The following is a 26,006-nucleotide window of genomic DNA, read 5'->3' as shown; positions in this document are numbered from 1 at the left end:
CGGGAGACCAGCCTGCCCAACACCGTTCGGGGCAGCGCCACCGAGCAGCAGTCCTGGCACCAGGACTCACTCCCGCTCAGTGTCTAGGAACGGTGTTCGGTCCAGATGACCTTGCCACCCGGTGTGTGCCGCGTCCCCCATCGCTGAGCGAACTGCGCCACAAGGAACAGCCCTCGCCCACCCTCATCCATGGTCGCCGCCCGCCGCAGACGCGGCGAGGTACTGCTACCGTCCGACACCTCGCAGGTCAAACTGCGCCCGCGCAGCAGCCGCACCCTGATCGGAGGTGATGCGTACCGGATCGCGTTCGTGACCAACTCGCTGATGATCAGTTCCGTGGCGAACCCGATCTCCTCCAGCCCCCACTCACGCAACTTCTCGCTGCAGTGCGCCCGTACCGAGGCCACCGCCGCTGGGTCCGGCGGCACATCCCACTCCGCCACGCGCGAAGGCGGGAGCAACCGGGTACGTGCCACCAGCAGCGCGATGTCATCGGAAAGGTGTGTTGGCGTCATCGCGTGGATCACCGCCCGGCACGTCTCCTCGGGAGTGCGCCCCTCGGCTCGCTCCAACGTCCGGCGCAGCCCAACCAGCCCGACGTCGATGTCGCGGGTCCGGTCCTCCACCAGCCCGTCGGTGTACAGCACCAGTCGTGAGCCCTCGGGCAGGCGCAGCTCGGCGGTCTCGAACGGGCAGCCACCCAGTCCGAGCGGGGCTGAGATCGGCACGTCCGGGCAGGCGACGGTCCCGTCTGGGTACACCACCACCGGGTCGGGGTGCCCTGCACGGGCCACCGTGCAGGTCCCCGTTACCGGGTCGTAGATCGCGTACAGACACGTCGCTCCCGTCGCCCCCACTCCCTCGTGATGTTCCGCGGCCTCGCCGGTGCTCTCCTCGCTGTCCATACGCACGACCAGTTCGTCCAAGTACCCGAGCACCTCGTCCACGGGGAGGTCCAGCGCGGACAAGTTCTGCACCGCAGTGCGCAGCCGCCCCATCGTCACCGCCGCGTGCAGTCCGTGACCGACGACGTCGCCCATCACCAGCGCCACTCGTGCGCCCGGCAGCGGGATGAGATCGAACCAGTCCCCGCCCGCCCCGACCTCCGCCGGCAGATACCGCCAGGCCACGTCCATTGCATCCTGCTCCGGCTGCCCGCGCGGCAGCAGACTCCGCTGCAGCGTGACCACCATCGCGTGCTCCCGGGTGAACCGCCGCGCGTTGTCGATAGCCACCGCCGCCCGCGCGGCCAACTCCTCCGCGAAGGACAGGTCCTCCTGTTCGAACGCCGGTGAATCGCCCATCCGGTAGAAGTTCGCCACGCCAAGCGGCACCCCCCGCGCCTGCAGCGGCACAGTCACCAGCGAATGCAACCTGTACTCCAGTGCCCTTCGGGTGCGATCCGGATCCTGCTCCTGCCACCCCCGCGCCTGCCGCAAGTCCGCCCCCAGCACCGCCCGCCCCCACTCCAACGCGCGCATCTGCGGCGTCGCCGGTGAAAACGTGAGCTGTTCGCCCACCGGGAACAGCGGCAGAATCTCTTGCTCGCCGCTGCTCGCCGCACGACGCAGATGCCGCCATTTCCCCGCCGTCGGCTCCTCACCTCGCATCACCGCATCCAGCAGATCCACCGTGACAACGTCGGCGAACCGCGGTACCGCTACCTGAGCCAACTCCTGTGCCGTACGCATTACATCCAGCGTCGTCCCGATCCGCACCCCCGACTCATAAAGCAACTTCAGCCGCTCCCGCGCCACCTCCGCCCGACCGGATACCGCCGCCAGTTCCGTCGTATCCCGCAACGTCACCACGCTGCCGCCCTGGCCCCCTTCTGGGAACGTGGGCCGCTTGTTCACCGCCAGCAACCGGTCCTCCGCCAGATGCACCTCATCCGTGACCACCTCCCCCGACGCAATCAAACGCGTGATCTCCCCCGGCAGCCCCAACTCCGGCACCTGCCGCCCCTCAACATGCGTCGGCAGACCCAGCAGCCGCTTCGCCTCGTCGTTGGCCAGCAGCAGCCGCCCCTCGGCGTCGGTGATCAGTACCCCCTCCCGCACCGCGTGCAGGACCGCGTCGTGGTGTTCGTACATCCGCGTCATCTCCGCGGGACCCAGGCCATGCGTCTGCCGCCGCAGCCGCCGGGACACCAGCGCTGTCCCGGCGGTAGCCACCGCCAGCGCGGCCGCGCCCGTACTGAAGGTGATCGGCAGCTGCGGCACCCACAGTCTCGCCACGTTCTTGACCGTGATCCCGGCAGACACCAGGCCGACGACCGTTCCGCCGACATCGGTCACCGGAACCACCGCCTGGACGGCAGTCCCCCGGCCCGCCGGCAAGGGCGGCCCGCCAGCCTCCTCGATGGTGGTGCGGCCTTCCAGCGACGGTTCGATGCTGCCGATGAACTTCTTCCCGATCTCTTCCGGGTACGGGTATGTATAGCGAATCCCTTTTGTGTCCATGACAACGATAAAATCCACGTCCGCACTCTTCCGAGCCGCTTCCGCGCGCGGCTGCAGTACCGCCGTGGGGTTCCGGCTGTGCAGCGCTTCGACCACGCCAGGGGCATTCGCGAATGTCTGGGCCGCGACGACCGACTCTCGACGCCCCTGATGCAGGGCGTCATGCGCCGCCTGAAGCACCACAGTCGTCGCTCCGGCCGCGACCAGCAGCAGGACGATCACGATCTGGAGAAGGAACACCTGCCCGGCGACACTGCGCAGGTTCAGCAGGGACTCGCGACGATCACGAGGCCGCCCGGCGAACGGATGATGCGACGGCTTCCGATATAGCCAGAAAGATCCCTTCATGACCTCATTCATAGCACCCGCGTGCGAGCCCAGACGGACTCGCACAAGAACGTCTTCCGCCCGACGCCGGCCTGCCCTCGCGCCGGAAACCGCGTGAAGCGCGGCTGCTCTCCAGGCATCCATCCAGGCCCAACCACAGCGCGCTGCGATCGTGATCGGATGGCTGGGTCACGCTGCGGTGGGCAGGAGCCTGCCCCGCTCCTGACCACGCCACTGCCGCGGGTCGCCCTTGCCCTTGTTCCCGCCGGGGAACGGCGACCCACCGCCGCCCACTGCCTGCGGCCTTTCGAGGCGAAAGACCGCGTTCGGCTTTCATCTCACCGTCGTCGTCCGGCCCCGCCACCAGGCCAGCTATGCCGGGCCCGCCGAGTTCTTCGCGGCCTGACTCGCGGAGCGCACGGCGAGGGCTGCGATGTCGTCGTTGAGTCCTCCGCTGCTGTGGCGGAGGAGGTCGCGGTGAAGCCTGTCGAGCAGCTCGCGGGGTGGCGTCGGCGTCTGTTGCCGCATCCAGTCCCGCAGCGGGAAGAATTCGCCGGTGCGGTTCCGGGCCTCGGTGACGCCATCGGTGTAGAAAAGCAGCTGATCGCCGCAGGCGAAGGCGACGGCATCAACGCTGTAGTGGTCCCCGATGAGCGCCGCGAGGTTGAGAGGCGGCGAGGGGGCGGTGGGCTCCAGGGCACGGATCTCCCCGCGGTGCAGGAGCAGCGGCGGGGGATGCCCGCAGTTCAGGATCCTGATGAGGTCGCCGCTGTTCGGGATCTCGGCGAGAAGGGCGATGGCGAAGCACTCCGGCGGGTCCTGGGCGGGGAAGGCTGCGTTGTGGCGCGTGATGCTGGTCTCCAGTCGGCGGGCGATGCCTCCCAGGTCGGGCTCGTCGTACGCGGCTTCCCTGAAGGAGTTGACCACCGCGGAGGCCGTCCCCACCGCGGACAGGCCCTTGCCGCGCACATCGCCGATGAGCAGGCGGACCCCGTACGGGGTGTCAGCCGCCTCGTAGAAGTCACCGCCGATCCGGGCCTGCGCCTGGGCCGCCAGATACAGCGACTCAACCTCGACGCCGCCGACCCGGCGCGGCATGGGCCGCAGCAGGACCTTCTGGGCGACGTCAGCGACGAGCCTGGCGTGGAAGAGAGCCTGCTCCCGCTGGAGTCGGACATGGCTTGCGTACGCCGCCGCCACAGTGACCGCAGCGATCGCCGCCATGGCCAGGCCGGCGATCAGGCCGGTCAGGATCACCGGCGACAGCAAAATGCAGCATATCGACATGAAGCCGACATCGAGCACTGCCGGGACGGCAGGCCTGAGGTGCCGGTCAGCGGCAATCCGGTCGATCGGCAGGAGCGTGCCGTCGAGGATCACGAACGCCTTTTGCGACGCCGCGCGGCGGCAGCGGCAAGGTCGGGCGCACGGGAGGCCAGCATTTCCACAGCCTCGGCCACGTACCGGTAGACCGTGGCAAGCCCGAACGCCTGGGCTGCGCGGCCAGCCCCGGCAACCAGGCCACCACCACCGGACGCCACATCGGCCTGCACGTCGACAACTTCGACCGGCTGCCGTACTCCCGACGCCACCAGCGCTGCCGACGGCTCTGCCTCACACGCGCCCCGGCCCGCGATACCTACTCATCGGCGACCACGACATCCAGCAGATCCGCCGCGCGCTCCACGCCGCACCGGGCCGTCACTACCCTCCGGGTGCCCCTGGTCATCAGGGTGACGGCCCAGGCCCACCAGAGTTCCCCGTCGATGCCTTGCTGGCCCTCGGGCCCACCACCCCGATACCTTGGTGGGCCATCAAGGTATCGGCATTCACGCAAGTCAAAGCATCGGTGACGCTGGTTGCCAGGCGTTGCAGCATTGTTGGCCGGTGTTAAGACTTTGCCGGGGCCCTGGTACGCGGGGTGGCGGCCGGGCAGGCTAGTTTGCTCGGATGAGTCTCCTTGATGATGTGGCCGAGCGCGACGGCTGGCGGTGCTGGGTGTGTGACGAAGCGGTCGACCCCGACGAGTCGGTGAACGACCCGCGGGGGCCCAGCGTCGACAGCCGGACTGCCGACCGGAAGGCCAAGGTCGCCGAGCGGCTCGCGCACCGCGGATGCAACACCCGCAAGGGCGCGGTCAAGGTGGTCATCGCCTGGCCGGACCGCCTGTACGTGGTCGAACCCGCGCCGCTGATCACCGTTGCCGGAAGGCTGGAGCGCAAGGGGGGCCGCGAGATGGTGGGCCGTTGTCCGACCAGGCGGGACGCCCAAGAGGCGGCGGATTGGCTGGTGGACCGGTTCTCCCGACTGGTACCGGGGCTGCCGGTGACCGCCGACATCGAGCCGGGCGGCGGCCAGTTCCTCGTCATCCTGGCCACCGGCCGCCGCTGACCAGGGATCAGTTGGGTATGGACGGGCTATGGGGCAGGGAACGTGGAGTTGTGGCGCCTGTTCAGGAGGGTGCACTTGCGGGTCTTCTCGGTGAGCTTCCGGCGGCGCCGGCTGATCTCATCGTCTAGGAGACCGATGAAGATCTTGAAATCGCGCCCGGATTGCACCGGTTCGACCTGATTGATATTTACCGGCAATCCGGGGTGAATCGGGCGGCCCGAGCAAGATCTTCAGGAGTCTTCTAGGCGGGCTTCGCCCGGCGTGGTGGTGCCGTGCTCGGCGATGTGGTTGTCCCACTCGGTGAGGATGGTGGTGGCCCGGCTCATGGTGGCCCGACTGACCTGGGCTTCTCGCCAAAGGTTCTCCTTGGTGAGACGTCCGCCGAAGAGCCGCTGCATCGCGGCCCGCAGGGCCGTGGCGGTCTTCGCGGAGACACCGTCTTCGGTGAGAGAGCGACTGCGTGGTGAGGTCACGGCGTCTCCTTGTGAACCTTCGCCAAGACGGCTTCGGTCCGTTCCAACTCGCGGATGATCAGCGTCTTGCGGGCAGAGGGCAGGCTGAGGTCGAGCCTTGCCCGGCGGGACCTTGTCGAGCCCCGAGCCCGTCGGCGATGGAGACCAGCCAGCGGTGGCATGCGGGTCCTCGGCGAGGAACAGCTCCAGCCCCGGCCCGCCGGACAGGGACATCTCGATGCGTTTGCCTGCCGGTTCCCAGGCCGTGCCGCTTCGCGTAATTGACGACGCGCCGCCACTCCGCGATCTCGTCGTCACTGGGATCAGCGATCCGGAAGCGCCCCTCGGTAACGATCCGCTCGATCAGCTCCTGTGCCTTCGCCCGCCGGGCACGCGCGACGGGTCGCTCGCTGTAGGGCATCCGGGGCTGGGCATACACCGCCGGCCCGCTGTCGCCGACGAACGCAGAGTCGTCGTCCATCATCAGGAGCCCACGATCCCGCAAGGTACCGGCCGAGCGCCAGCCGCATCCAGGTTTCAGGGCCTTCGGCGGCATCGGAGCGTTCGAGGAGCCGTGCCGCCCCTCGATCAGGGCAGACCGATGTACAGAATTCGGATGCAGCCCTCACCGCGCCGCCTCACCCTGACTAGGGCCTGTTCCAGGTTCAGATCATGTTGTGGGGCGGAGCCTGCGGAGCCAGATGACCGCTCCGCGGAGTGGGCCTATCTCCTCCGCCCCCGCACGGCGCCTGATACTGCCTCATGACACACAGTCCGTGAGAGCCGTGCGAGAAGCGCGCGAGCCGCAGCAAGTCGTTCTCACTGCGGCCCACCTGCGAGTCAGCGTCGAGAGCGGGTCGGCCCACGGCACACCGGGCAAGTCCGCTAGACCAACCGGAGTACCGATAGGTCATGCCTTACAGGCCCCAGCCATACCGGACACGGTCACGGCCGGAGGTGTTGCGGACAGTCAGGTTGAGGTCGGTGCCGCTGCCGCCGAGGGAGAACATCGAGTACCAGTCGTAACCGGAGCTGCCGGTGGGCTTGCCGCCGATGGCCGGCCAGTAGGTGCCGCCCATTTGGTTGTCACGCATGACCTGCGCAGTGGCGCGTAGGTAACGCACGAAGTTGTTGGTGCTGCTCGCGTTGGCGTAGTTGAGGCCGTTGTCCATGGGCGCACCGAACTCAGTCACGACTGCGCGGGAAGCGCAGTTCCCGAGGCGTGTCTGAATGTGGCTTCGGAAGGCGTCGTAGGTCATCGCGCTGTAGAAGAAGGCGTAGTAGTGGAAGGAGAACAGCGTCCCGCTGAAGCGGCTGTCGTTACACACGTCCCGCAGGTCCTGGCTGTACCCGGTGCCGCCGATGAGCACCCGGCTGGGCACCGCCGAGTAGTGGTAGCTAAGCCAGTTGGCTGCGACGTTGCGCCACTCTGTCGAGCTGTAGCCGTGCGGCTCGTTCATCGGCTCGAAGTAGACGAGGCTGTTGGAGCCGTAGGTGCTCGTCACCTTGGACCACATCGTGTTCCACGCCGCGAGGTTCGTGATCCTGCCGCCGGAGGCGGCGCCGTCCTCCCAATAGCCGAGGATGACCTTGAAACCGCGGGCGGTAGCTGCGTCAATGGCGCCGCGGTAGCTGTTCCACCACGTCGTCGCTACCGTCTGGGTGTTGACCGGCAGCCGGACGGTGTTGACCCCCATGGCGGCCATGTCGTCGTACAGGGCATTGGCCTTGGCCTGCACGGTCGCGTTGCTGTCGGACGAGCTCAGGCCCCGGAGGACGAGCGTGCCGGTGGTGAAGTTGTCTCCCAGCACTGCCCAGTTCATGCCTCTGAACTGGTTGGTGGCCGCGCTGGCCGGCGATACGCCGACGACGGCGACGACCGGAATCAGCGTCACCGCAGCCAGGGCACCGACGAGGACGCGACGGAGTGATCGCCGAAGCGATCGCCAACGGAACGTCGTTACCTCATCATATCGAGCATTGTTCACGGTTTGACCAAATCTAATGCCCTGTTGGGTAGTCAATGCCTTGTCCTTCATCACGGGGATTCTGTTGCCGAGTACGGCGGATCCGTGCCGTTTGCCTGGGTGTATCCGCCCAGGTTGGTGTGCACCGGTGCGCCGACTCGGACTGGCCACGCCCGTCTCGAGAGCCGTAACACCCCAGCAACACCTTGATAACCACCCGTGAACGGCCGCGCGACCCTTCGAACCGACTCGACTAGAAACAGGCACAGACGAACATGCGTGGAACCACGATGATCTCCCGGCGTCTACTGCAGGTCACGGTTGGGTCGGCGGCGTTGCGGCCGGGATAGCAGGACGAGCCGGGCCGGGGTGGCTTGCAGCAGGCCTTCGCGGATGGCCGTGGGACCTTGGCCCTTGATGCCGGACACGGGATATGCAGCTCGGGCAGGGTAGTTGGGGTTGCGTTGAGCGCCGTCTCGTAGGTGATGGGGCTGCGGTGGCCGAGGCGGGAGTGGCGGCGGACGGTGTTGTAGCGGTGAAGCCGGCGAAAGACTTCAAAGCCGGGCTTTACGCTCGCTTGACCAGCCCTTTCGTCCTTGCAGCATCTCGCGTTTGCAGGTCGCGTTCCAACTCTCGGCCACGACAGAGCCCTGGAGCGCGGTGCGACTGGTCCCACCGCCCGGGCTTCCTCTGGGGGGAATCTGGGGAGTTTGGACGGCGCTGGGGGGCGCGTGGGGAGAATCGGCTGCATAATCCTGCACGAACCTGAAAGACACGGAAAGATGCGCCTGCGCAGGTCAAGGCCCTATTCGCGCGCATATTCGCAGGTCAGCGGCACCTGGTAGAGGACTTCAAGAAAATCTCGTCGTGGGCGGCCATTCTCTTCGCCCCCACGCTGGTCGGGACGATCTACGGCATGAACTTCGACCACATGCCGGAGTTGCACTGGGTGCTCGGATACCCCTTCGCGGTCGGCCTCATGGCGGCGGTATGCACCAGTTTGTACTTCATCTTCAAGCGACGGGACTGGCTCTGAGCAATCGGCGCCTGAACGGGGGCGCTGCTGGGCCGAAGCCTCGATCGGAGGCATCGCGGGCGTTGATCTCCGATCGGCCTCGCTGCCGCGGTGCATGCGGGAGTGCCGATCAGCGTCGATGGCCCCGCGCCCCTTGCCACCGGCTTCGGGCATGAAGTGGGCGTAAGAGTCCAGGGTGATGGTCGGACTCGAGTGGCCGAGCCGGCGGGCCAGGGTGACAACGGACTCGCCCGCTTCGAGGATGACCGAGGCGTACGTGTGCCGGAGCACGTGGAAGCCGTCCTTGCGGGACGCCCTCCAGCGCCAGCCCTACTTGCGCATGGGGATGACGCCGGCAGCCGCCAGGGCGGGCTTCCACACCTCGACGTTGAAGATGTTCGCGCGGATGGCGTTGCCGTACGTCGTGGTGAGGATGAGCGGGAACTTCTTCGTCTCCCGATCAGACTCCGGGCCGCCCCACGGCAGTTCGACCTCGACTGCGGGGTACTCCATGAAGTACTCGGCCAGCGCCGAGGCGACCGACGGTGGCATGTCGATGACGCGAGTTTTGCCGCCCTTCGGCAGGGTGAAGTACAGGCGGCCGCTGAGGAGTTGTACCTGCCGACGGACTGCAGCGCGGTGGCCTGCGGGCGACGCTTCCACGGCAGCGCCCGGGTCTGGTCGACGTCGAAGTACTCCGCCACGATGCTCCCGCTGGAGGGCGTCAGCAGGGCCTGGGCGCGGCCCAGCTGCCAGTGCCGGGACGCGTCGGGGGTGCCGGTGCCGGCAGCCCAGAGAACTCCCGTCATCACAGGTCACAAGGTATGTCTTCTTCGTCAAGGCACCCGTGGGCGATGACCGATCGGTGGATCCAGTCTCAAAGCTTGAGCACAAATTGCACACATCCCCTCCTCATACTGGCCCCGATGGTCTAGATTGACCGTGCTTGAGCTGTTCGTACACGAGGCGCACCATAATGATCTATAGGTCCGGCGCTACGGACAGCCAGCAGTCGCGTCCCCGGCGCCAGACGTGGGGGTAATCAATTCTTGGACCCCGTGAGGGGGTCTTGGGTGCGGGGAGCACCCGAGGTTTCGACGGGTTCCCGCGCACCTCGAGAGTCTGGCAGGACATGCGAGTCCGCTGCCGCCAGGGCGAGTTGTTCAAGTAGCGCTGAAATAGCCGGAATGTCACGCGCGGGGGGCGGGGGCCTCCCAGGGGGGAGGGACAGTGCGGCGCGGGGGGCGGGGGCCTCCCGGGCGGGAGGAACAGTGTTAGGCGAACACGTCGCACCACTGGTGACCTGGGGGGTTCTGTGCAGCAGGGGGAATTAGGCAACCCGTTTCCGTCAGCGCGTTGGCGTCTGGCGAACGGGGCAATCAGCCAACCCGCGATCGACTGGGAGGAGCGGTACCGCCGTACCGTGATCACCAGCGATACCGTGGCCACCGCCTTCGTGGTGGCGGCGATCGGCAACTTCTTCGGGGCCCGGGACGCGGCCAACTGGCATGAGAAGTGGGGAATTCTCGCATTCGGCACCGAACTGCTGGTGCTGGGAGCGCTTGCGGTGAGCCGGTCGTGGGCTCCGGCCGTGCTCGGCCAGGGCGCCGAGGAATTCCGCCGGCTCGGACGCTCACTGTTCGCGGCGGCCGTCGTACTGGCGCTCGGCGGGATCGCCCTCACCTCGCGCAACATCAAGCTCTGGATCTTCGTCGCGATCCCCGCGATCGCGCTCATCACCATGACCGCGCGGTATCTGCTGCGCCTCCGGCTGCACAAACAGCGGAAGGAAGGACGGTGCCTGCGACCGGTGCTCGCTGCCGGGAGCCTGGCCACCGTGCGCGACCTGATCAGCCGAGCCCGCAAGTCCCCGCACCTCGGCTGGCGGGTGGATGCGGTGTGCACGACGGACGGTCTCGGGCTCGACGGTGACCAACTGGACGGAGTGCCGGTCGTCGGCCGGCTGGCGGACGTCGCCAACCACGTCCGCAGCGATGGCTACCGTGTCGTCGCGGTCACACCGGACCCGCACTGGTCACCGGACCGGCTGCAGCGGCTGGCTTGGAACCTCGAAGGCAGCGATGCCGAGATGGTCGTGGCCCCCGTGCTGATGGAGGTGGCCGGCCCGCGGCTGCACGTCGACGCGGTGCTCGGGATCCCGCTGCTGCGGGTCAGCATACCGACCTTCACCGGGGGCCGCCGGGTGGTCAAAGGGGTCGTCGATCGGATGGGCGCGGCGATCCTGCTGTTGTTGTTCGCGCCGCTGATGGTGCTCGTCGGGCTGCTCGTGCTGGTGAATAGTCGGGGTGGGGCGTTCTATCGCCAGCGCAGGGTCGGCAAGGACGGCCGCGAGTTCACCATTTTCAAGTTCCGCACCATGGTCGCCGGGGCTGACGGGGCACGTTCCGAGCTGGCCGACCGCAACGAGGGCGCCGGCCTGCTGTTCAAGCTCCGCCGGGATCCGCGGGTGACCCGGGTGGGAGCAGTGCTGCGCCGGTACTCAATCGACGAGCTCCCGCAGCTTTTCAACGTGCTCACCGGATCGATGTCGCTCGTCGGTCCGCGGCCTCCGTTACCGGAGGAGTCCGCCGCGTACGGCCCGGACATCCGGCGGCGGCTGCTGGTCAAGCCCGGGCTCACCGGCCTGTGGCAGATCAGCGGACGCAGCGACCTGCCGTGGGAGGAGGCAATCCGGCTGGACCTGCGGTACGTGGAGGACTGGTCGCTCGCCCTGGACACAGTGATCTTGTGGAAGACGCTGCGTGCGGTGCTCTATGGGCAGGGGGCCTACTGATGCGCGGGGGTCGTCCGGCCGGCGCGCGGACCGCAGACCGTAAGGGTCTGCCTGGGGGGAGGGGCGGGTTATGAGGGTCAGCGTTTTCGGGCTCGGCTACGTGGGCTGCGTGTCGGCCGCGTGCCTGGCCAGCATGGGTCACGAGGTCATCGGGGTGGACGTGAACCAGGTGAAGGTCGACCTGGTCAACGACGGCAAGGCCCCGGTGGTCGAGGAACGGATCGGCGAGCTAATCGCCGAGGTCGTGCGGACCGGAGCGTTACGCGCTACCGGCGACGTCCGCGAGGCGATCATGGGCAGCGAGGTGTCGCTGGTCTGCGTGGGCACGCCGTCGGAGCCCAACGGCAGCCTGTGCACCACGTACTTGGAGCGGGTCACCGAGCAGATCGGCGCAGTGCTGGCGGATCGCAGCGGGCACAGTGGGCGGCAGACCATCGTGTTCCGCAGCACCATGCTCCCGGGTACCTGCCTGAACCTGCTGGTACCGATCCTGGAGAAGTGCGTCAGCGGCACGGCCGGGGTGGACTTCGGGGTCGCGGTCAACCCGGAGTTCCTGCGCGAAGGCACGAGCGTGCGGGACTTCTTCGACCCGCCCAAGACCGTCATCGGCGAGCTCGACCCGGCAAGCGGCGACGCGGTGATGGCGCTGTACGACGGCTTGCCCGGCGAGGTGTTCCGGGTGCCGGTCCCGACGGCCGAGGCGATCAAATATGCGGACAACGCGTTCCACAGCCTCAAGATCGGCTTTGCGAACGAGCTGGGCGCGGTGTGCCAGGCGCTCGGGGTGGACTCGCACCAGGTGATGGATGTGTTCCTGGCCGACCGCAAGCTGAACATCAGCCCCGCCTACCTGCGGCCCGGCTTCGCCTTCGGTGGCTCCTGCCTGCCCAAGGACCTACGCAGCCTGGTCCACGCGGCGCAGCGGGCCGACGTCTCGGTGCCCATCCTCGCCCACGTGCTGCCCTCCAACTCCGCACATCTGCAGCGCGCGGTGGATCTGGTCGAGCGCACCGGCAAGCGCCGGGCGGGCCTGTTCGGGTTGTCCTTCAAACCCGGCACCGACGACCTCCGCGAGAGCCCGCTCGTCGAGCTGGCGGAGAGGCTCCTCGGCAAGGGGTACGACCTGCGGATCTACGACGCCAACGTAAGCCTCTCCCGGTTGCTCGGCGCGAACCGCGAGTACATCGAAACCCGGCTGCCGCACCTCGCGCAGCTGCTTGCGGACTCCGTCGGCGAGGTGCTCGAGCACGCCGAGGTGTGCCTGGTCGGGACCAGGGATCCGGCCGTGCTGTCGGCGCTGCCCCATGGCGACGACGGCCCGATACTCATCGACCTCATCCACCTTCCCGACGCCGAGGCGCGCCGGGCCGAACCGGGGTACGTGGGCCTTGCTTGGTGACACATCGTTTGATGACACAGCCAGCGGCGACCGGCCGGACCGGCGCGCGCTGATCCTGGTGGAGAACCTGTCGGTGCCGTTCGACCGGCGGGTGTGGCAGGAGTGCACGACGCTGCGCGACGCGGGCTGGACGGTGCACGTCATCTGTCCCCGGGGGGAAAAACGCGACACGGAGCCGGAGGCAGAGATCGACGGGGTGCGGATCCACCGCTACCCGCTGCGCGCGGCCACCGGAGGGCCGGCCGGCTACCTGCGGGAGTACGGATCGGCGTTGTGGCATACGGCCCGGCTGGCCCGCAAGGTCGGCCCGGTCGACGTGGTCCACGCCTGCAATCCGCCCGACCTGCTGTTCCTGCCGGCACTGTGGCTGAAGCGCCGCGGCGCGCGGTTCGTCTTCGACCAACACGACCTGGTACCCGAGCTGTACCTCTCCCGGTTCGACCGCGGCGAAGATCTGCTCTACCGCGCCGTGTGCGCGCTGGAACGGCTGACCTACCGGGCCGCGGACGTCGTGCTCGCCACGAACGAGAGCTACCGGGACGTCGCGATACGCCGTGGCGGCCGGCGGCCGGAGGACGTTTTCGTGGTGCGCAGCGCGCCGCAGATCGACCGGTTCCAACCGGTGCCGCCCGAGACGGAGTTGAAGTACGGCAAGCCTCATCTGCTGTGTTACCTGGGCGTCATGGGCCCTCAGGACGGCGTCGACTGCGCCCTGCGGGCCCTCGCGAAGCTGCGCGACGAGCTCGGGCGGACCGACTGGCATGCGGTGTTCGTCGGCTCCGGCGACGCCTTCGACGCGATGGTGGAGCTGTCCCGGCAGCTCGGGCTCTGTGAGCAGGTGCAGTTCACCGGGCGCATTCCGGACGCCGACCTGGTGCGCTACCTGTCCACCGCGGACGTGTGCCTTTCCCCCGACCCGCGCAATCCGCTCAACGACGTGTCGACCATGAACAAGGTCCTGGAGTACATGGCGATGGGCCGACCGATCGTCTCGTTCGACCTCCGGGAGGCGCGAGTCTCAGCCGGTGATGCCGCCGTCTACGCGCCCGCCAACGACGAGGCCGAATTCGCCAAGCTCATCGCGCTGCTGCTGGACGATCCGGAGAAGCGGGCCCGGATGGGCAAGATCGGCCAGGAGCGGATCAGCGGGCAGCTTTCCTGGCGGAACTCGCAAGCGTCGCTGCTCGCCGCCTACGCCGTTGCCTGCCGTGACCACACTCCGGTGTCGGCGGGCGACTCGGTCCGGACCAAGAAGAGGCCGAGCCGTTGAGCGATGACCCGATACGCCTGGTCACGATCGGGCGGATTCTCCGTCGGCGCCGGCGGCTTCTCGCCGTCCTCGCCGTGGTGGGCGCGCTCGTCGGCTACGGCACCTCGGTGCTGTTTCCGCCGCGTTACACGGCGTCGGCATCGGTACTGCTGCCGGGGCAGTGGGAGGAGCGCGAGCTGCTGACTCAGGTGGAAATCGCGACCAGTTCGGCGGTAGTCGACCGCGCGGCTGCCACGCTCGGCTGGACGGGTGTCAGCGGCGGCGAGCTGCGGGATCGAGTGAGCGCCAAGGCCGCCGTCGGGAACATCATCAAGATCTCGGGTACGGCCGACACCCCGGAGCGCGCGCAGCAGCTCTCTGACCGGGTGGCCCAGCAACTCGTCGCATTCGCCGCGCGGATCGCAGGCGACAGCACCGACCCCGAAGCGGCTACGGGGCCCGAGGCACTGCGGCAGAAGGTGGTGCAGACCAACCGCAGCATCACCGACCTGGCCAATGCGGCCGATCCGGGGCAGACCGTGGAGAGCGTGGAGGCCCGCACCGCGCTCGAAAAGCTGCGCATCGCGCTGGAGGAGGCCATGAAGAAGCTGGACCAGGCCGACCCGGCGACCAACAAGACCGGCATGGTCGTCATGGGGCCGGCGGCCCGGCCGACCGGCGAGGCGCCGCCGACGAGGATGCAGCTCATCGTCGCCGGGGCGCTGCTGTTCTTCCTGCTCGCGGTCGTCGGCCATCTCGCCGCCGCACGGGTGAATCGCCGACTGCGCACCGAACCGGAGATCGCCGCAGCGCTGGGCTCGGCGCTGCTGGGTACCGTCGACGTGCCTGGTGAACGGCCCGCGAACCGGCCAGAAGGCCGTGGCCCGCGGGCCTGGATCCGCCGGCTGCTGGGCGTCGACACCCGGTGGGACATACCGACCCCGCAGACGTCCGGCGACGAGGCCAGCAGGCAGATCCGCTACCGGCGGGTGTGCGCTCGCCTCCGGGACCAGCTGCCGGCCCCCCGGCGGCTGCTGGTTGTCGTACCGGACGGCGACGAGATCGCCCGCCGGGCCGCCGGGCAGCTCGTCGCCGAGGCCAACAGCGGTCCTTCCCCATCCTCTTCGAGCAGGGGATACCCCATGCTGCGGGTGGTGGAAGTTTCGGTGGACCGGCCGATGGTGCCGGACCGCGACACCGAGTCCGGTGCCCTGGTCGTGCTCAGCGCGGGCAGCTGGACCGCAGGGGAGCTCGCCGGCATTGCCGAGGCGTGTGCGGACGGCAGGCATGAGGTCGTCGGCATCGTCGTCGCCGGCACGGTCCGGGCCCGTCCGACGCGGTCTGCCGGCCATCCTCCGGATGACGCCACTCCGGCGCTCGCGGTTCGCGGCCACGCGACGGGAGAGTCGGTGTGACGACGAGTACGACTTCGGAGTCGTCGGCAGCCGCTCCGCTGCTGGACCTGCAGGCGCTGGTGGTGGCGGTGCGCAGGCGCCGCCGCCTCTGGTGCTCCATGGCGCTACTGGGGCTGCTGGTCGGCGCGGCGGTGGCGGTCCTGCTCCCGCCGCCGCCGACCGCGGTGACCAAGGTGCTGGTCGCGCATCGGGAGGACCAGCCGAACGACACCGGAACGCTGATCCGCACCGACGTCGCGCTGCTGGGGACCACGCGGATCGCCGGCAAGGCCCTGCAGTCCCTCAAGTCCCCGGAAAACCCGGAAGACTTCATGCGGGACTACCGGGTTACCGGCTTGACCAACAACCTGCTGCAGATCGATGTGACAGGTGACAGCGACGCGGAAGCGGTGGCCCGGGCCAAGGCGCTGGCCGATGCGTTCGTCGCGGACCATGTGAGGCGGATGTGGGAAGCCGCGAAGGCCGAGGCCAAGGCCCTGCTCGACCAGCGTGACCGCATGCGGGACGAGCTCGCCCAGGTCAACAAGGCGATCGGAGACCGATCGCCGGGGAGCGACCCGAAAGCGTCGGCGAGCACCGAGTCGCTCTTCGCCCGCCGGGCCGAGCTCAACTCGCGGATCGCCGATTTCGACCAGCGCGCCGCGGAGGCGCGCACCGGCTCGCCCCAGGTCATCGTCGGCACGCAGATCGTGGACGCCCCGCGCGCGGTGCGGCACTCCCTGCCCAGGGCCGCTGTCACCAACGCCGCGATCGGGCTCGTCCTCGGGCTCGTCCTCGGGCTCGCGCTGGCCGCGGTCGGCACGGTGGTGGCGGACCGCCCCGTGCTGCGCCGGGAGATCGCGGCGAACCTGGGCGCATCGGTCATCGCGGAGCTGCGCCGCGCGCCCCGCCGGTCGGCCGGGCTGTGGCAGCGCCGACGGACCCGCGCGGCACGCGAACGGCTCACCGTGACCCTGGCCCGCACCGTGCGCGGCTCCGCGGAACCGGTGTCGCTGCTGGAACTGGGCTGTGCGCGCAGCACGAGCGTGATCGCCCTGAACGTCGCCAGGGCACTGGCGGCGGAGGGGCCAGTGGTCATCATCGATGGTCTGCCCGGCCCGGAGCTCGCCAACAGCCGCCAGAAGCCAGGAGACCCGACCGTGGTCAGCGGCGAACGTGCCGCGGCCGTGCCGCATCAGGAGCGCCGGCTCGGCGTCGGCTCGGTCGCGCCCGGCACGGCGTGGACCGACCTCCAGTACCTCGGCAGCCAGACCGTGCTCGTCGTGCGTGCCGGGCACGGCAGCGCCGCATGGCTGCACACCGTGGCGCGGCAGCTCGCCGACCAGCGCATTCCGGTGATCGGTGTGGTGCTGATCGACCCCGATCCGCGTGACCGGACCGACGGCACGCTGTGGGACGGGCTGCACACCGCGCTGCGCGGCCATTACGAGCGGCCGGCCCGGCAGAACGGGACGGGCCAGCCGCGGACGGAGCGGCCGTCCATGCGGGCCGCACTGGTCCCGGACAGCAACCAGGAGGCGCGGTAGAACATGTGTGGCATCGCAGGCACTTACCAATGGCCGGACGGAAAGGTCGTGACCGACCGGCTCACCGATGTCCTCGCCCACCGCGGTCCGGACGGGGCGGGCCGGTACAGCCACCCCGCCGGTGACGGCGAAGTGCACCTCGGGCACCGCCGGCTGGCCATCATCGACCTGTCCGAGACCGGCGCCCAGCCGATGGTCTCCGGCGGCCTCGCCCTTACGTACAACGGCGAGCTGTACAACGCGCCCGAACTGCGTGCCGAACTGGCATCCGCTGGGGTGCGCTTCCGCGGTACCTCCGACACCGAGGTGCTGCTGGAGGCCTGGCGGCGCTGGGGCACGGACTGCTTGCCCCGGCTGCGCGGCATGTTCGCGTTCGCGATCTTCGACGAGCGAACCGGTGACCTGGTGCTCGCCCGTGACCAGCTCGGCATCAAGCCGCTGTTCCTGCTCCGGCGCGGTGCGGGCCTGGTGTTCGCCTCCGAGCTCAAGGCGCTGGCCGCCGCCACCGGCGGGTCGCTGCAGGTGGACGAGGCGGCGCTGGTGGCCTCGCTGCTGTATTACTGGGTGCCGGACTCGCGCTGCGCGTTCCGCGAAGCGGAGAAGCTGCCGCCGGGGAGCTGGCTCAGGTGCCGGCCTGACGGCCGGGTGGAGCGCGGCCGGTACTGGAACCTGAGGGACGTCGCCGCCGAGGGCCAGGAGCGGGCCCGGGGCGGCGAGCGGCCGGATGTCGCTGGCATCGTCGAGGAGTCGACTCGACGCCACCTGCTCTCCGACGTACCCGTGGCGACCTTCCTCTCCGGCGGTCTTGACTCCAGCTACCTGACCGCGCTGGCGGCCCGCGACCAACCCGGGATCTCCGCTTACACGATCGGGTTCCGCGCCGAGGACGCCAAGTTCGAGGCGATGCCGGACGACCTGCGCCATGCCCGGCGGGTGGCCGAGCAGTTCGGCGTCGACCTGCATGAGATCGAGATCGCTCCGAATGTGCTCGACCTGCTGCCGCAGATGACGTACCACCTGGACGAGCCGATCGGCGACCCCGCCGCGATCAACACGTTCCTGATCTGCTCGGCCGCCCGGGAGGCCGGGATCAAGGTGATGCTCTCGGGGATGGGTGCCGACGAGCTGTTCGCCGGGTACCGCAAGCACCTGGCCAACCTGCTCGCGCTGCGCTACCAGCGCGTCCCGCGGCCCCTGCGGCGCGGCCTGTCCAGGGCCGTGGACAGGCTGCCGGTCGCCACGGCCCGCCGGGGATACCGGTCGGTGCGCTTCGCGAAGCGGTTCCTCTCCTTCGCCGATCTGCCGGAGGAGACCGCGTTCCGGCGCAGCTACACCATGTACGACCAGGACGCGCTGCTCGCCCTGGTCAATCCGGACTTGGCCGGGACGGTCGAGGACGTGCTGACCGAGCATGCGGACATCTACCAGGACAACGACCTCGACGACTTCGTCAACCGCATGTGCCTGGGCGACGCCCGGATGTTCCTGCCGGGCCTGAACCTCGCTTACACGGACCGGTCGAGCATGGCCGCGTCGACCGAGGTGCGGGTGCCGTACGTGGACGTCGAGGTGGTCAAGGCGGCGTTCACCGTGCCCGGCGATCGCAAGATCGTCGGACGGCAGGGCAAGGCCGTCCTCAAGGAGGCGGCCTCCTCGATCCTGCCCCGGGAGATCGTGTACCGGCCCAAGGGCCTGTTCAGCGCCCCGCTGCGGGCCTGGATGAGCCGGGATCTGGCACCGCTGGTGCGCGAAGTGGTGAACGACGGCGTACTCGTCCGTTCCGGTTTCCTGCGCCGCGACGCGCTGGCGCGGATGGTCGCCGAGGACGCCGCCGGGCAGCGGGACTTCTCCAAGCATCTGTGGCATGTGCTGACCCTCGAGTACTGGTATCGCGGCGCGACCTCTGGTTCCGGCCAGAGCACTCGGTCAACGACTTAGGAATCAGAGGAGTTCGGGTGAAACAGGTTGTGCAGAACTACAAGAGCGGCGAGCTGGCGGTGCTCGACGTGCCGGTGCCGGGGTGCAAGCCGGGCGGTGTGCTGGTCCGCAGCGCCTACTCGCTGATATCCACCGGGACCGAGCTCATGAAGGTGTCCGAGGCCGGCATGTCGATGCTGGGCAAGGCCCGCTCCCGGCCGGACCAGGTGGCCAAGGTCATGCAGAGCGTGGCCACCAACGGGGTGCCCGCCACCTACCGCAAGGTGATGGGCAAGCTGGACTCCTACACACCGCTGGGCTACTCGCTGTGCGGGGTGGTCGAGCAGGTCGGCACCGGGATCGACGATGTGGCGGTCGGTGACCTCGTGGCCTGCGCCGGCAATGAGCACGCGTTGCATGCCGAGCTGAATTGGGTGCCGAAGAACCTCTACGCCCGGGTGCCGGACGGCCTCGCGCCGCGGCACGCGGCCTTCGGCACCGTCGGGTCGATCGCGTTACAGGGCGTCCGCCGCGGCGAGTCACAGCTCGGGGACGTGGCGCTGGTCATTGGCCTCGGGCTGATCGGGCAGCTGGTGGTGCAGCTCCTCAGCGCCTCGGGAGTCCGCGTCGTCGGGGTCGACCCCGACCCGGTGCGCTGCGAGCTCGCCGAGCGTCTGGGCGCCGCGGCCTGCGGCGATCCCGCGTCCGCGGCTGTGGAAGCTGCCGTCGCCGAGCTCACCGGCGGTCACGGCGTGGATCAGGTGTACCTGGCCGCCGGCGGCGGCAGCAACCAGCCCGTGGAGCTGGCCGCCCGGCTCTGCCGGGACCGCGGCCGGGTCGTCGACATCGGCAAGTGCCGCCTGGACCTGCCGTGGAACGCGTACTACGAGAAGGAGCTCGACGTCCGGTTCTCCCGCTCGTACGGCCCCGGGCGCTACGACCCGGAGTACGAGCTGGAGGGGCGGGACTACCCGATCGGCTATGTGCGCTGGACCGAGCGCCGTAACCTGGCGTGTTTCCTCGATCTCCTCGCCCTCGGCCGTGTCGACGTGGAGCCCTTGGTCTCCCACGTCGCCGACTTCGATGACGCCGTCGAGACGTATCAGCGCCTGAAGGACGGCGATCTGAAGGCCGTGGCCGTGCTGTTCCGGTACTCCGGCCCCGATGAACACACAGCGGAAGCGGAGGCCCCGGCGGTGGCCGTGCCCGCGGTGCGACGCAACGGCGGAGTGTCCACCACGGCCCGGGCTGCCAAGGCGCCGGTGCGGCTGGCGTTCGTCGGCGCGGGAAACTACGCGACGTCGATGCTGCTGCCGCACCTGGCACAGCGCGACGGCGTCGAGTTGTCGACAGTCGTCACCACGACGGCGCTGTCCGCGGCCAACGCGAAGCGGAAGTTCGGCTTCGCCGAGGCGACCACCAACCTCGACGCCGTACTCGGCGACCCGTCCATCGACGCGGTGTTCGTGGTCACCCGGCACAGCTCGCACGCTGAACTGACCCAAAGGGCACTGCTGGCCGGCAAGACGGTGTTCGTGGAGAAGCCCCTGGCCCTCACCGAGGACGAGCTGGCCGGCGTGCTCGCGGCGGTGGAGAAGTCCGGCAATGACCGCCTGCAGGTGGGCTTCAACCGCCGGTTCGCGCCGCTGCTGCAGGAGGCCAGGAAGCGGTTCGGCGCCCGGACCGGTCCGGCGAGCCTCCGCTACCTGGTCAACGCGGGCCGGCTGGCGCACGGCAGCTGGTACCTCCAACAAGGCACCGAGGGCTCGCGGTTCGCCGGCGAGGGCGGACACTTCATCGACACGGCGAGCTGGCTGCTTGGGGCCGACCCGGTATCGGTGTACGCGGTCGCCACGTCCGGCAACGAGGGCAGCGGTGACATTCAGGTGGTGCTGCGCTACCCGGACGGGTCCACCGCCACCATCAGCTACGTCACCACCGGCCCGGCCGGCTTCCCCAAGGAGACGCTGGACCTGGTCGCGGACGGCCACGCGCTGCGGCTCGACGACTTCGTCCGTGCCTCGGTGTTTTTGGACGGCACAGTCGGCCGCAAGCGGTGGGTCAGTTCGCGGCTGCCCAAGGCCCGGGACAAGGGCCAGGCCGCCGAGCTGGCCGCGTTCATCAAGGCCGTGCGGACCGGCGGGCCGATGCCGGTGCCGCTGGAGTCGCTGGTCGCCACCACGGCGGCCACCCTCGCCGTGCGGGCCGGCCTGGCCGGCGGTGCGCCGGTGACGTTGGCGAGGGCGCGATGACTGTGAGCTCGGGGAGTCCGGGCTGGTACCTGCGGCGGCTGTCCCGGATGGGACCGCGGGAGGTCGGCGGCCGGGTGGGCGACGCGCTGCGCAGGCGGCGGTGGCGGTCGGCGCGGCCGGACTGCCCGAGCGTGACCGGCGCCCGGTTCACCGCGGTACTGCCCACCGGGACGATCGCCGCAGTGCCACCGGACGCCGCGAAACGTCTCATCGCCGAGGCGGACCGGCTGATGTACGGGCACGCCGAGTATTTCGGGGTGGTCCGCGACGACCTGACCGACCCGGACTGGTGGGGCGACCCGAAGACCGGGCGCCGGGCTCCGTGGGGCTACGCCTTCGACGTGCCGTACCGGAACGAGGACGCGGTCGGGGACATCAAGCAGATCTGGGAGCTGTCCCGGCATCAGTACCTCACCGTGCTCGCCGCCGCCTACGCGATCACCGGGAACGAGCGGTACGCCGAGCGAGTGGCCGAGCACCTGCGGTCGTGGTGGGCGGCCAACCCACCGCTGCGCGGCGTGCACTGGACCAGCGGCATCGAGCTGGGCATCCGACTGCTGTCCTGGGTGTGGATCCGCCGGCTGCTCGACGGCTGGCCGGGCGTGGCCGGGCTGTTCGAGGGCAACCCGGTGGCGCTGAACCAGATCTGGCACCACCAGCGCTGGCTGGCCGCCTTCCCCAGCCGGGGGTCTTCGGCGAACAACCACGTCATCGCCGAGGCCGCCGGGCAGTTTGCCGCAGCCTGCGCGTTCGGGTGGTTCCCCTCCTCGGCGCGTTGGCGAGCCGGCGCGCTGCGGTCGCTGGAGCGGCATCTGCGAAGCAACACCTTCGACTCCGGCCTCAACCGCGAGCTGGCCACCGAATATCACGGACTTGTGCTGGAGCTCGGCCTGGCCGCGGTGGCCGAGGCGGATGCCGCCGACGTGCCGGTCCCCGCGTCCATCCGGCTGGTGCTGCTGCGAATGACCGACGCGCTCGCGGCCATCGTGGACAGCCGGCTACGGCCGCCGCGCCAGGGGGACGCGGACGACGGGCACGGTCTGGTCGTGGACGGCGCGGGCACCGACCGCTGGGCCTCGCTGCTGGCCACCGGGGACGCCGTGTTCGGTCGGCTCGCCTGGTGGCCGGCAGTGACCGGCACCGATGTGCGCACCCCGCTGCTGGCCGCGCTCATCCGGCCGTACTCGAAAAATGGAACCGCACCGGCCGTGACCCGCCCGGCAAGCCGACCGGCCGTCTTCGCCGACGCGGGCATGACCATCCTGCGCGGTCCGGCGGGGATCTGGTGCCGCTGCGACGGTGGTCCGCACGGCTTCCTGTCCATCGCCGCGCATGCCCACGCGGACGCGCTGTCCGTGGAGGTCCGGCACGACGGGGTCGACGTGCTCGCCGACCCGGGAACGTTCTGCTACCACGGGCAGCCCGAGTGGCGGCAGTACTTCCGGTCGACCCTCGGCCACAACACCCTCCAGCTGGATGGCGGTGACCAGTCCGTCTCCGGCGGCCCGTTCCTGTGGACCCGGCATGCCCGCAGCCGCGTCCTGGCCGCGGACACATCCGACGAGAGTGTGGCCCGCTGGTGCGCCGAGCACGACGGTTACCAGCGCTCCGTGCACCGCCGCCGGGTGGAGCTGACCGCGGCGAGCCAGGAGCTGCGCGTGGTTGACGAGATCCGCAGCCAACACAGCCAACACGGCCCGCGCCGGGCCGCGCGCCTGGCGTTCCACCTCGGGCCGGCGATCGCCGCGGACCTGGTGGGGAACCGGGCAGTGCTCACCTGGACCCGGGACGGCGAGGACCGCTCCGCGGTACTCGACCTGCCCGGGCAGCTGTGCTGGCGGGCGCATCGCGGCGAGAGTGACCCGCCGCTGGGCTGGTACTCCGCCGGCTTCGGGCGCAAGGAACCCACCACAACGCTGGTCGGCACCGGCTTCGCCGACGGCGCTGTGCTGTTGGGGGAGCTCACCACCGTACTCAGGTTCCAGGGCTAGGGAGGACGCGTGGGGATCAAGAAGCGGCACTGGGCGTTACCGGCGGCACCGCTGGCGCTGGCCCTGCTGGCGGCGACCGGCTGTGAGAGCACGCCGGTCGCCCGGGCGGAGCCGACCGTTGCGCCGGCCACGTCCGTGGCCGTGGCCGTGGCCCGGGTGTGCGCCAAGCCTGGGGCCGGGCCGGCGAGGGCGCCGGCGGGCGCGGTGACGGTCGACCCCGCGGTGGTCGGTGACCTGGCTGCGAAGACCCGGAGCAGCCTCCCGAACACCACGTTCTGGCTTCGACCGGGCAAGCACAGGCTCGAACCGGACCGCTACGCCCAGGTCATCCCCAAGAAGGGGAACCGCTACCTCGGCGCGCCAGGCGCGGTGCTCGACGGCCGGAAGACCAACCAGTACGCGTTCGGCGGTACCGCCCGCAACGTCACCATCCGCTACCTGACCGTGCAGGGTTTCGTCGCGCCGCACAACGAGGGCGTGGTCAACCATGACTCGGCCGACGGGTGGGTGATCGAGCATGCGAAGATCCAGCACAACTCCGGCTCCGGGCTGATGGCGGGTGCCCGTCAACGGGTCCGCGCCAGCTGCCTGCGCGGCAACGGTCAGTACGGCATGAACGCGTACAAGGCCACCGGTCAGGTCAGCGGCCTGGTGGTCGAGGGCAACGAGATCGTGGCCAACAACACCGACGACTGGGAGCGGCGGCGGCCGGGCTGCGGCTGCACTGGAGGCGTCAAGTTCTGGGCCGTCAACGGCGCCGACGTACGCGGCAACTGGGTGCACGACAACCGCGGGCCCGGGCTATGGGCGGACACCAACAACAACGACTTCCGCATCGAGGACAACGTGCTCGAGGCCAACGACGGCGCCGCGCTGATCTATGAGACCAGCTACAACGCGGTCATCCGGAACAACACGATCCGGCGGAACAACTGGGTCGAGGGCCGCAGGTACGCCGACCGCGGCGACAACTTCCCCTTCGCGACCATCTACCTGTCCGAGGCCGGCGGCGAACCACGGATCCGAGCCCGCACGGACAAGATCGAGATCTACCGGAACGTGCTGGAGAACAACTGGTCCGGGATCACCCTGTGGGAAAACGCCGACCGGTTCTGCAACAGCCCGGCCAACACCTCGTCCGGTGACTGCACGTTGCTGGTGCGGGACACCGACCGCTGCGCACGGCCGGCGATCGCCACCGCACCGCTCTACGCCGACTGCCGGTGGAAGACCCAGCGGGTGGACATCCACGACAACCGCTTCGTGCTGGACACGTCCGTCGTCGGGTGCACGGTGAAATGCGACCGCATGGCGGTGCTGGCCAACTACGGCACCTATCCGGACTGGTCGCCATACCAGGGCGAACCGGTGGCTGAGGCGATCACCCACAAGCAGCACAACCGCTGGCACGACAACGTCTACCTCGGACCATGGAAATTCGTCGCCCACGACCCGAGCCGGGTGCTCGACTTCGGGCAGTGGCAGGGCACGCCTTACCAGCAAGACGCGGGCAGCACCCTCGACCCACGGGCCGGTGGTTGAGATGGGCGGGGACCCGCGGCGCGGGGGGCTGCCGGGCGGACCGGATACGGCGGGCACGCGGCCCGTCGCCGAACCGCGTCCTGCCGGCACACCGAAGACCGTCGGGATGGTCTGGGGGTTGCTGATCCTCAACACGCTCGGCTCCGCCGGGGCGAAGACCATCATCCCGCTGCCCCGCTCCCTCATCCAGATGGTCACCATGGGCGCGCTGGTCGCCGCGTTCGTGCTGGCGCTCGCACTCAATCTCCGGCTGCGCATCCGAGCCAGCGCCTTCGTGTTCCTGCTCACCCTGCTGCTGGTGCCGAGCGTGATCTCCAGCTTGCAGCTGGAGTCCGGGTTCGGCGCGCTGTTCCGCTGTGCCCGGCTGGCTCTCTTCGTCGGCACACTGTGGCTACTCAGCCGCTGGTGGGACGGCAGCCTGACGTTCGTCCGGCACCACATCCGGATGTACTTCGCGGTGCTCGGGTCGGTGGCCGCCGGCGCGGTCATCTCACCGGGCGCGGCCCTGCCCGAGCTCTACGGCGGGCGGCTGGTCGGCGCGTTGTGGCCGCTCACCCCGCCGCAGATCGGACAGTACGCCGCGGTGATCATCGGGCTCACCGTGCTGCTCGTACTGGGCCGCCGGACCGACAGGGCCGGCGCGGCGGTAGTCATCGTGCCGGCACTCGTCCTGCTCGCGTTGACCCATACCCGGACGGCCACGCTCGGCCTGCTCATCGGGTTGGCGTTGGCGATCAGCTCGCTCGTCCTGACCAGCGCCGCCGCCCGCCGGTTCTTCGCCTGGGCGGTGCTGTGCGCCGCGGTGGCCGCGGTGGCGTTCAGCTCCGCGCTACAGGCGTGGTTTCTGCGCGGACAGAGCCAGGAGAACTTCTCCAACCTCACCGGTCGGGCCAAGGTCTGGGACGCCTTGCTGGCAGCCCCCCGGACGACCTCGGAGCACCTGTTCGGCGTGGGCCTGGGCGACAAGTCGTTCGGCGGGCTGCCGATCGACAACAGCTGGCTGGCCGCTTACCACGAGCAGGGTCTGACCGGCGCCGCCATCGTGGCGGCGATCATCATCGTGCTGGGTGGCGTCGCGTTGCTGCGGCCACCGTCGCTGCAGAAGGCCTGCGCGATCTTCCTGATCAGCTACTGCGCGATCGCGTCGTACACCGAGGCCGGGCTGGGCGACGCCTCGCCGTATCTGCTGCATCTGGCCGTGGCCGCCTCGCTGCTGGTGGCACCTGCCGCGGCCACGCCGCTCTCGACGCCCGCAGTCCCTCGACGACGTCTCCCGCGATGGGCCGATGGATCGGAGGTGACCTGAG

Annotated in this window: 17 protein-coding genes and 2 pseudogenes; 13 read left to right on the top strand and 6 right to left on the bottom strand. The window is 69.5% G+C overall.

The genetic code is table 11. From position 1 onward, the window contains the following. Positions 1-83: 83 nt before the first annotated feature. Positions 84-2,642, bottom strand: a complete 2,559-nt coding sequence (locus ACIHCQ_RS23845; RefSeq protein ID WP_399665738.1) for a SpoIIE family protein phosphatase — start codon at positions 2,640-2,642, stop codon at positions 84-86. Here ACIHCQ_RS23845 and ACIHCQ_RS23840 point away from each other — a divergent pair. Further along, positions 2,541-2,792, top strand: a complete 252-nt coding sequence (locus ACIHCQ_RS23840; protein WP_399665741.1) for a hypothetical protein — start codon at positions 2,541-2,543, stop codon at positions 2,790-2,792. The two genes, ACIHCQ_RS23845 and ACIHCQ_RS23840, sit on opposite strands and share 102 nt — an antisense overlap. Before the next feature lie 369 nt (positions 2,793-3,161). On the opposite strand, the gene ACIHCQ_RS23835 is transcribed toward ACIHCQ_RS23840, so the two are convergent. Both ACIHCQ_RS23835 and ACIHCQ_RS23830 read right to left on the bottom strand, forming a co-directional pair. Next, a complete protein-coding gene (locus ACIHCQ_RS23835) occupies positions 3,162-4,142 on the bottom strand; it encodes a PP2C family protein-serine/threonine phosphatase (RefSeq protein ID WP_399665735.1) in 981 nt (326 codons plus the stop codon). Next, a pseudogene (locus ACIHCQ_RS23830) lies at positions 4,119-4,309 on the bottom strand (IS5/IS1182 family transposase); the annotation flags it as partial. The gene ACIHCQ_RS23835 and the pseudogene ACIHCQ_RS23830, both read right to left, overlap by 24 nt. 430 nt (positions 4,310-4,739) lie before the next feature. Here ACIHCQ_RS23830 and ACIHCQ_RS23825 point away from each other — a divergent pair. Continuing rightward, positions 4,740-5,180: a hypothetical protein gene (locus tag ACIHCQ_RS23825; RefSeq protein WP_267006468.1), complete on the top strand. Its 441-nt coding sequence runs from the start codon at positions 4,740-4,742 to the stop codon at positions 5,178-5,180. 230 nt (positions 5,181-5,410) lie between these two features. On the opposite strand, the gene ACIHCQ_RS23820 is transcribed toward ACIHCQ_RS23825, so the two are convergent. Together ACIHCQ_RS23820 and ACIHCQ_RS23815 are read right to left on the bottom strand one after the other, a co-directional pair. Further along, the gene (locus ACIHCQ_RS23820; RefSeq protein WP_399665705.1) at positions 5,411-5,653 is read right to left on the bottom strand and encodes a hypothetical protein; all 243 of its coding nucleotides are present in this window, start codon (positions 5,651-5,653) and stop codon (positions 5,411-5,413) included. Positions 5,654-6,549: 896 nt separating this feature from the next. Continuing rightward, positions 6,550-7,671 (bottom strand): glycoside hydrolase family 5 protein, encoded by a 1,122-nt coding sequence (locus ACIHCQ_RS23815; protein WP_399665702.1) that lies wholly within the window; start codon positions 7,669-7,671, stop codon positions 6,550-6,552. 772 nt (positions 7,672-8,443) lie between these two features. Here ACIHCQ_RS23815 and ACIHCQ_RS23810 point away from each other — a divergent pair. Then, positions 8,444-8,635: pseudogene (locus ACIHCQ_RS23810) on the top strand (CorA family divalent cation transporter); the annotation flags it as partial. A 309-nt stretch (positions 8,636-8,944) separates the two neighbouring features. On the opposite strand, the gene ACIHCQ_RS23805 reads toward ACIHCQ_RS23810, so the two are convergent. Next, the gene (locus ACIHCQ_RS23805) at positions 8,945-9,277 is read right to left on the bottom strand and encodes a hypothetical protein (RefSeq protein ID WP_399665699.1); all 333 of its coding nucleotides are present in this window, start codon (positions 9,275-9,277) and stop codon (positions 8,945-8,947) included. A 652-nt stretch (positions 9,278-9,929) separates the two neighbouring features. Between ACIHCQ_RS23805 and ACIHCQ_RS23800 the strand changes: the two genes are divergently transcribed. The 10 genes from ACIHCQ_RS23800 (at position 9,930) to ACIHCQ_RS23755 (ending at position 26,005) form a co-directional block, all read left to right on the top strand. After that, positions 9,930-11,408, top strand: coding sequence for a sugar transferase (locus tag ACIHCQ_RS23800; RefSeq protein WP_399665697.1), 1,479 nt, complete (start codon positions 9,930-9,932; stop codon positions 11,406-11,408). Between the two features lie 70 nt (positions 11,409-11,478). After that, positions 11,479-12,807 (top strand): nucleotide sugar dehydrogenase, encoded by a 1,329-nt coding sequence (locus tag ACIHCQ_RS23795; RefSeq protein ID WP_399665694.1) that lies wholly within the window; start codon positions 11,479-11,481, stop codon positions 12,805-12,807. Further along, a complete protein-coding gene (locus ACIHCQ_RS23790; RefSeq protein WP_399665691.1) occupies positions 12,797-14,077 on the top strand; it encodes a glycosyltransferase family 4 protein in 1,281 nt (426 codons plus the stop codon). The genes ACIHCQ_RS23795 and ACIHCQ_RS23790 overlap by 11 nt, the downstream gene beginning before the upstream one ends. Then, the gene (locus ACIHCQ_RS23785) at positions 14,074-15,471 is read left to right on the top strand and encodes a Wzz/FepE/Etk N-terminal domain-containing protein (protein ID WP_399665688.1); all 1,398 of its coding nucleotides are present in this window, start codon (positions 14,074-14,076) and stop codon (positions 15,469-15,471) included. Before ACIHCQ_RS23790 ends, ACIHCQ_RS23785 begins: the two co-directional genes overlap by 4 nt. After that, positions 15,468-16,997: a Wzz/FepE/Etk N-terminal domain-containing protein gene (locus ACIHCQ_RS23780; RefSeq protein WP_399665685.1), complete on the top strand. Its 1,530-nt coding sequence runs from the start codon at positions 15,468-15,470 to the stop codon at positions 16,995-16,997. The genes ACIHCQ_RS23785 and ACIHCQ_RS23780 overlap by 4 nt, the downstream gene beginning before the upstream one ends. 3 nt (positions 16,998-17,000) lie before the next feature. Further along, positions 17,001-18,935 carry an asparagine synthase (glutamine-hydrolyzing) gene (gene asnB, locus ACIHCQ_RS23775; RefSeq protein WP_399665682.1) on the top strand — a complete coding sequence of 645 codons (1,935 nt, stop codon included), beginning with the start codon at positions 17,001-17,003 and terminating at the stop codon, positions 18,933-18,935. A 17-nt stretch (positions 18,936-18,952) separates the two neighbouring features. Beyond that, on the top strand, positions 18,953-21,166 hold the full coding sequence (locus ACIHCQ_RS23770; protein ID WP_399665679.1) for a bi-domain-containing oxidoreductase: 2,214 nt from the start codon (positions 18,953-18,955) through the stop codon (positions 21,164-21,166). After that, positions 21,163-23,157, top strand: a complete 1,995-nt coding sequence (locus ACIHCQ_RS23765) for an alginate lyase family protein (protein WP_399665676.1) — start codon at positions 21,163-21,165, stop codon at positions 23,155-23,157. The genes ACIHCQ_RS23770 and ACIHCQ_RS23765 overlap by 4 nt, the downstream gene beginning before the upstream one ends. Positions 23,158-23,166: 9 nt before the next feature. Then, entirely contained in the window at positions 23,167-24,699 is a 1,533-nt protein-coding gene (locus ACIHCQ_RS23760; RefSeq protein ID WP_399665673.1) for a right-handed parallel beta-helix repeat-containing protein, read from the top strand. Between the two features lies 1 nt (position 24,700). Next, positions 24,701-26,005, top strand: a complete 1,305-nt coding sequence (locus ACIHCQ_RS23755; protein ID WP_399665732.1) for an O-antigen ligase domain-containing protein — start codon at positions 24,701-24,703, stop codon at positions 26,003-26,005. Position 26,006 lies beyond the last annotated feature (1 nt).

The organism is Streptomyces sp. NPDC052236 (assembly GCF_044548015.1).
In the GTDB taxonomy this organism is placed as follows: domain Bacteria; phylum Actinomycetota; class Actinomycetes; order Streptomycetales; family Streptomycetaceae; genus Streptomyces.
Note: the sequence above shows the minus strand (reverse complement) of the source record. Positions and strands in the feature narration are given on the sequence as shown.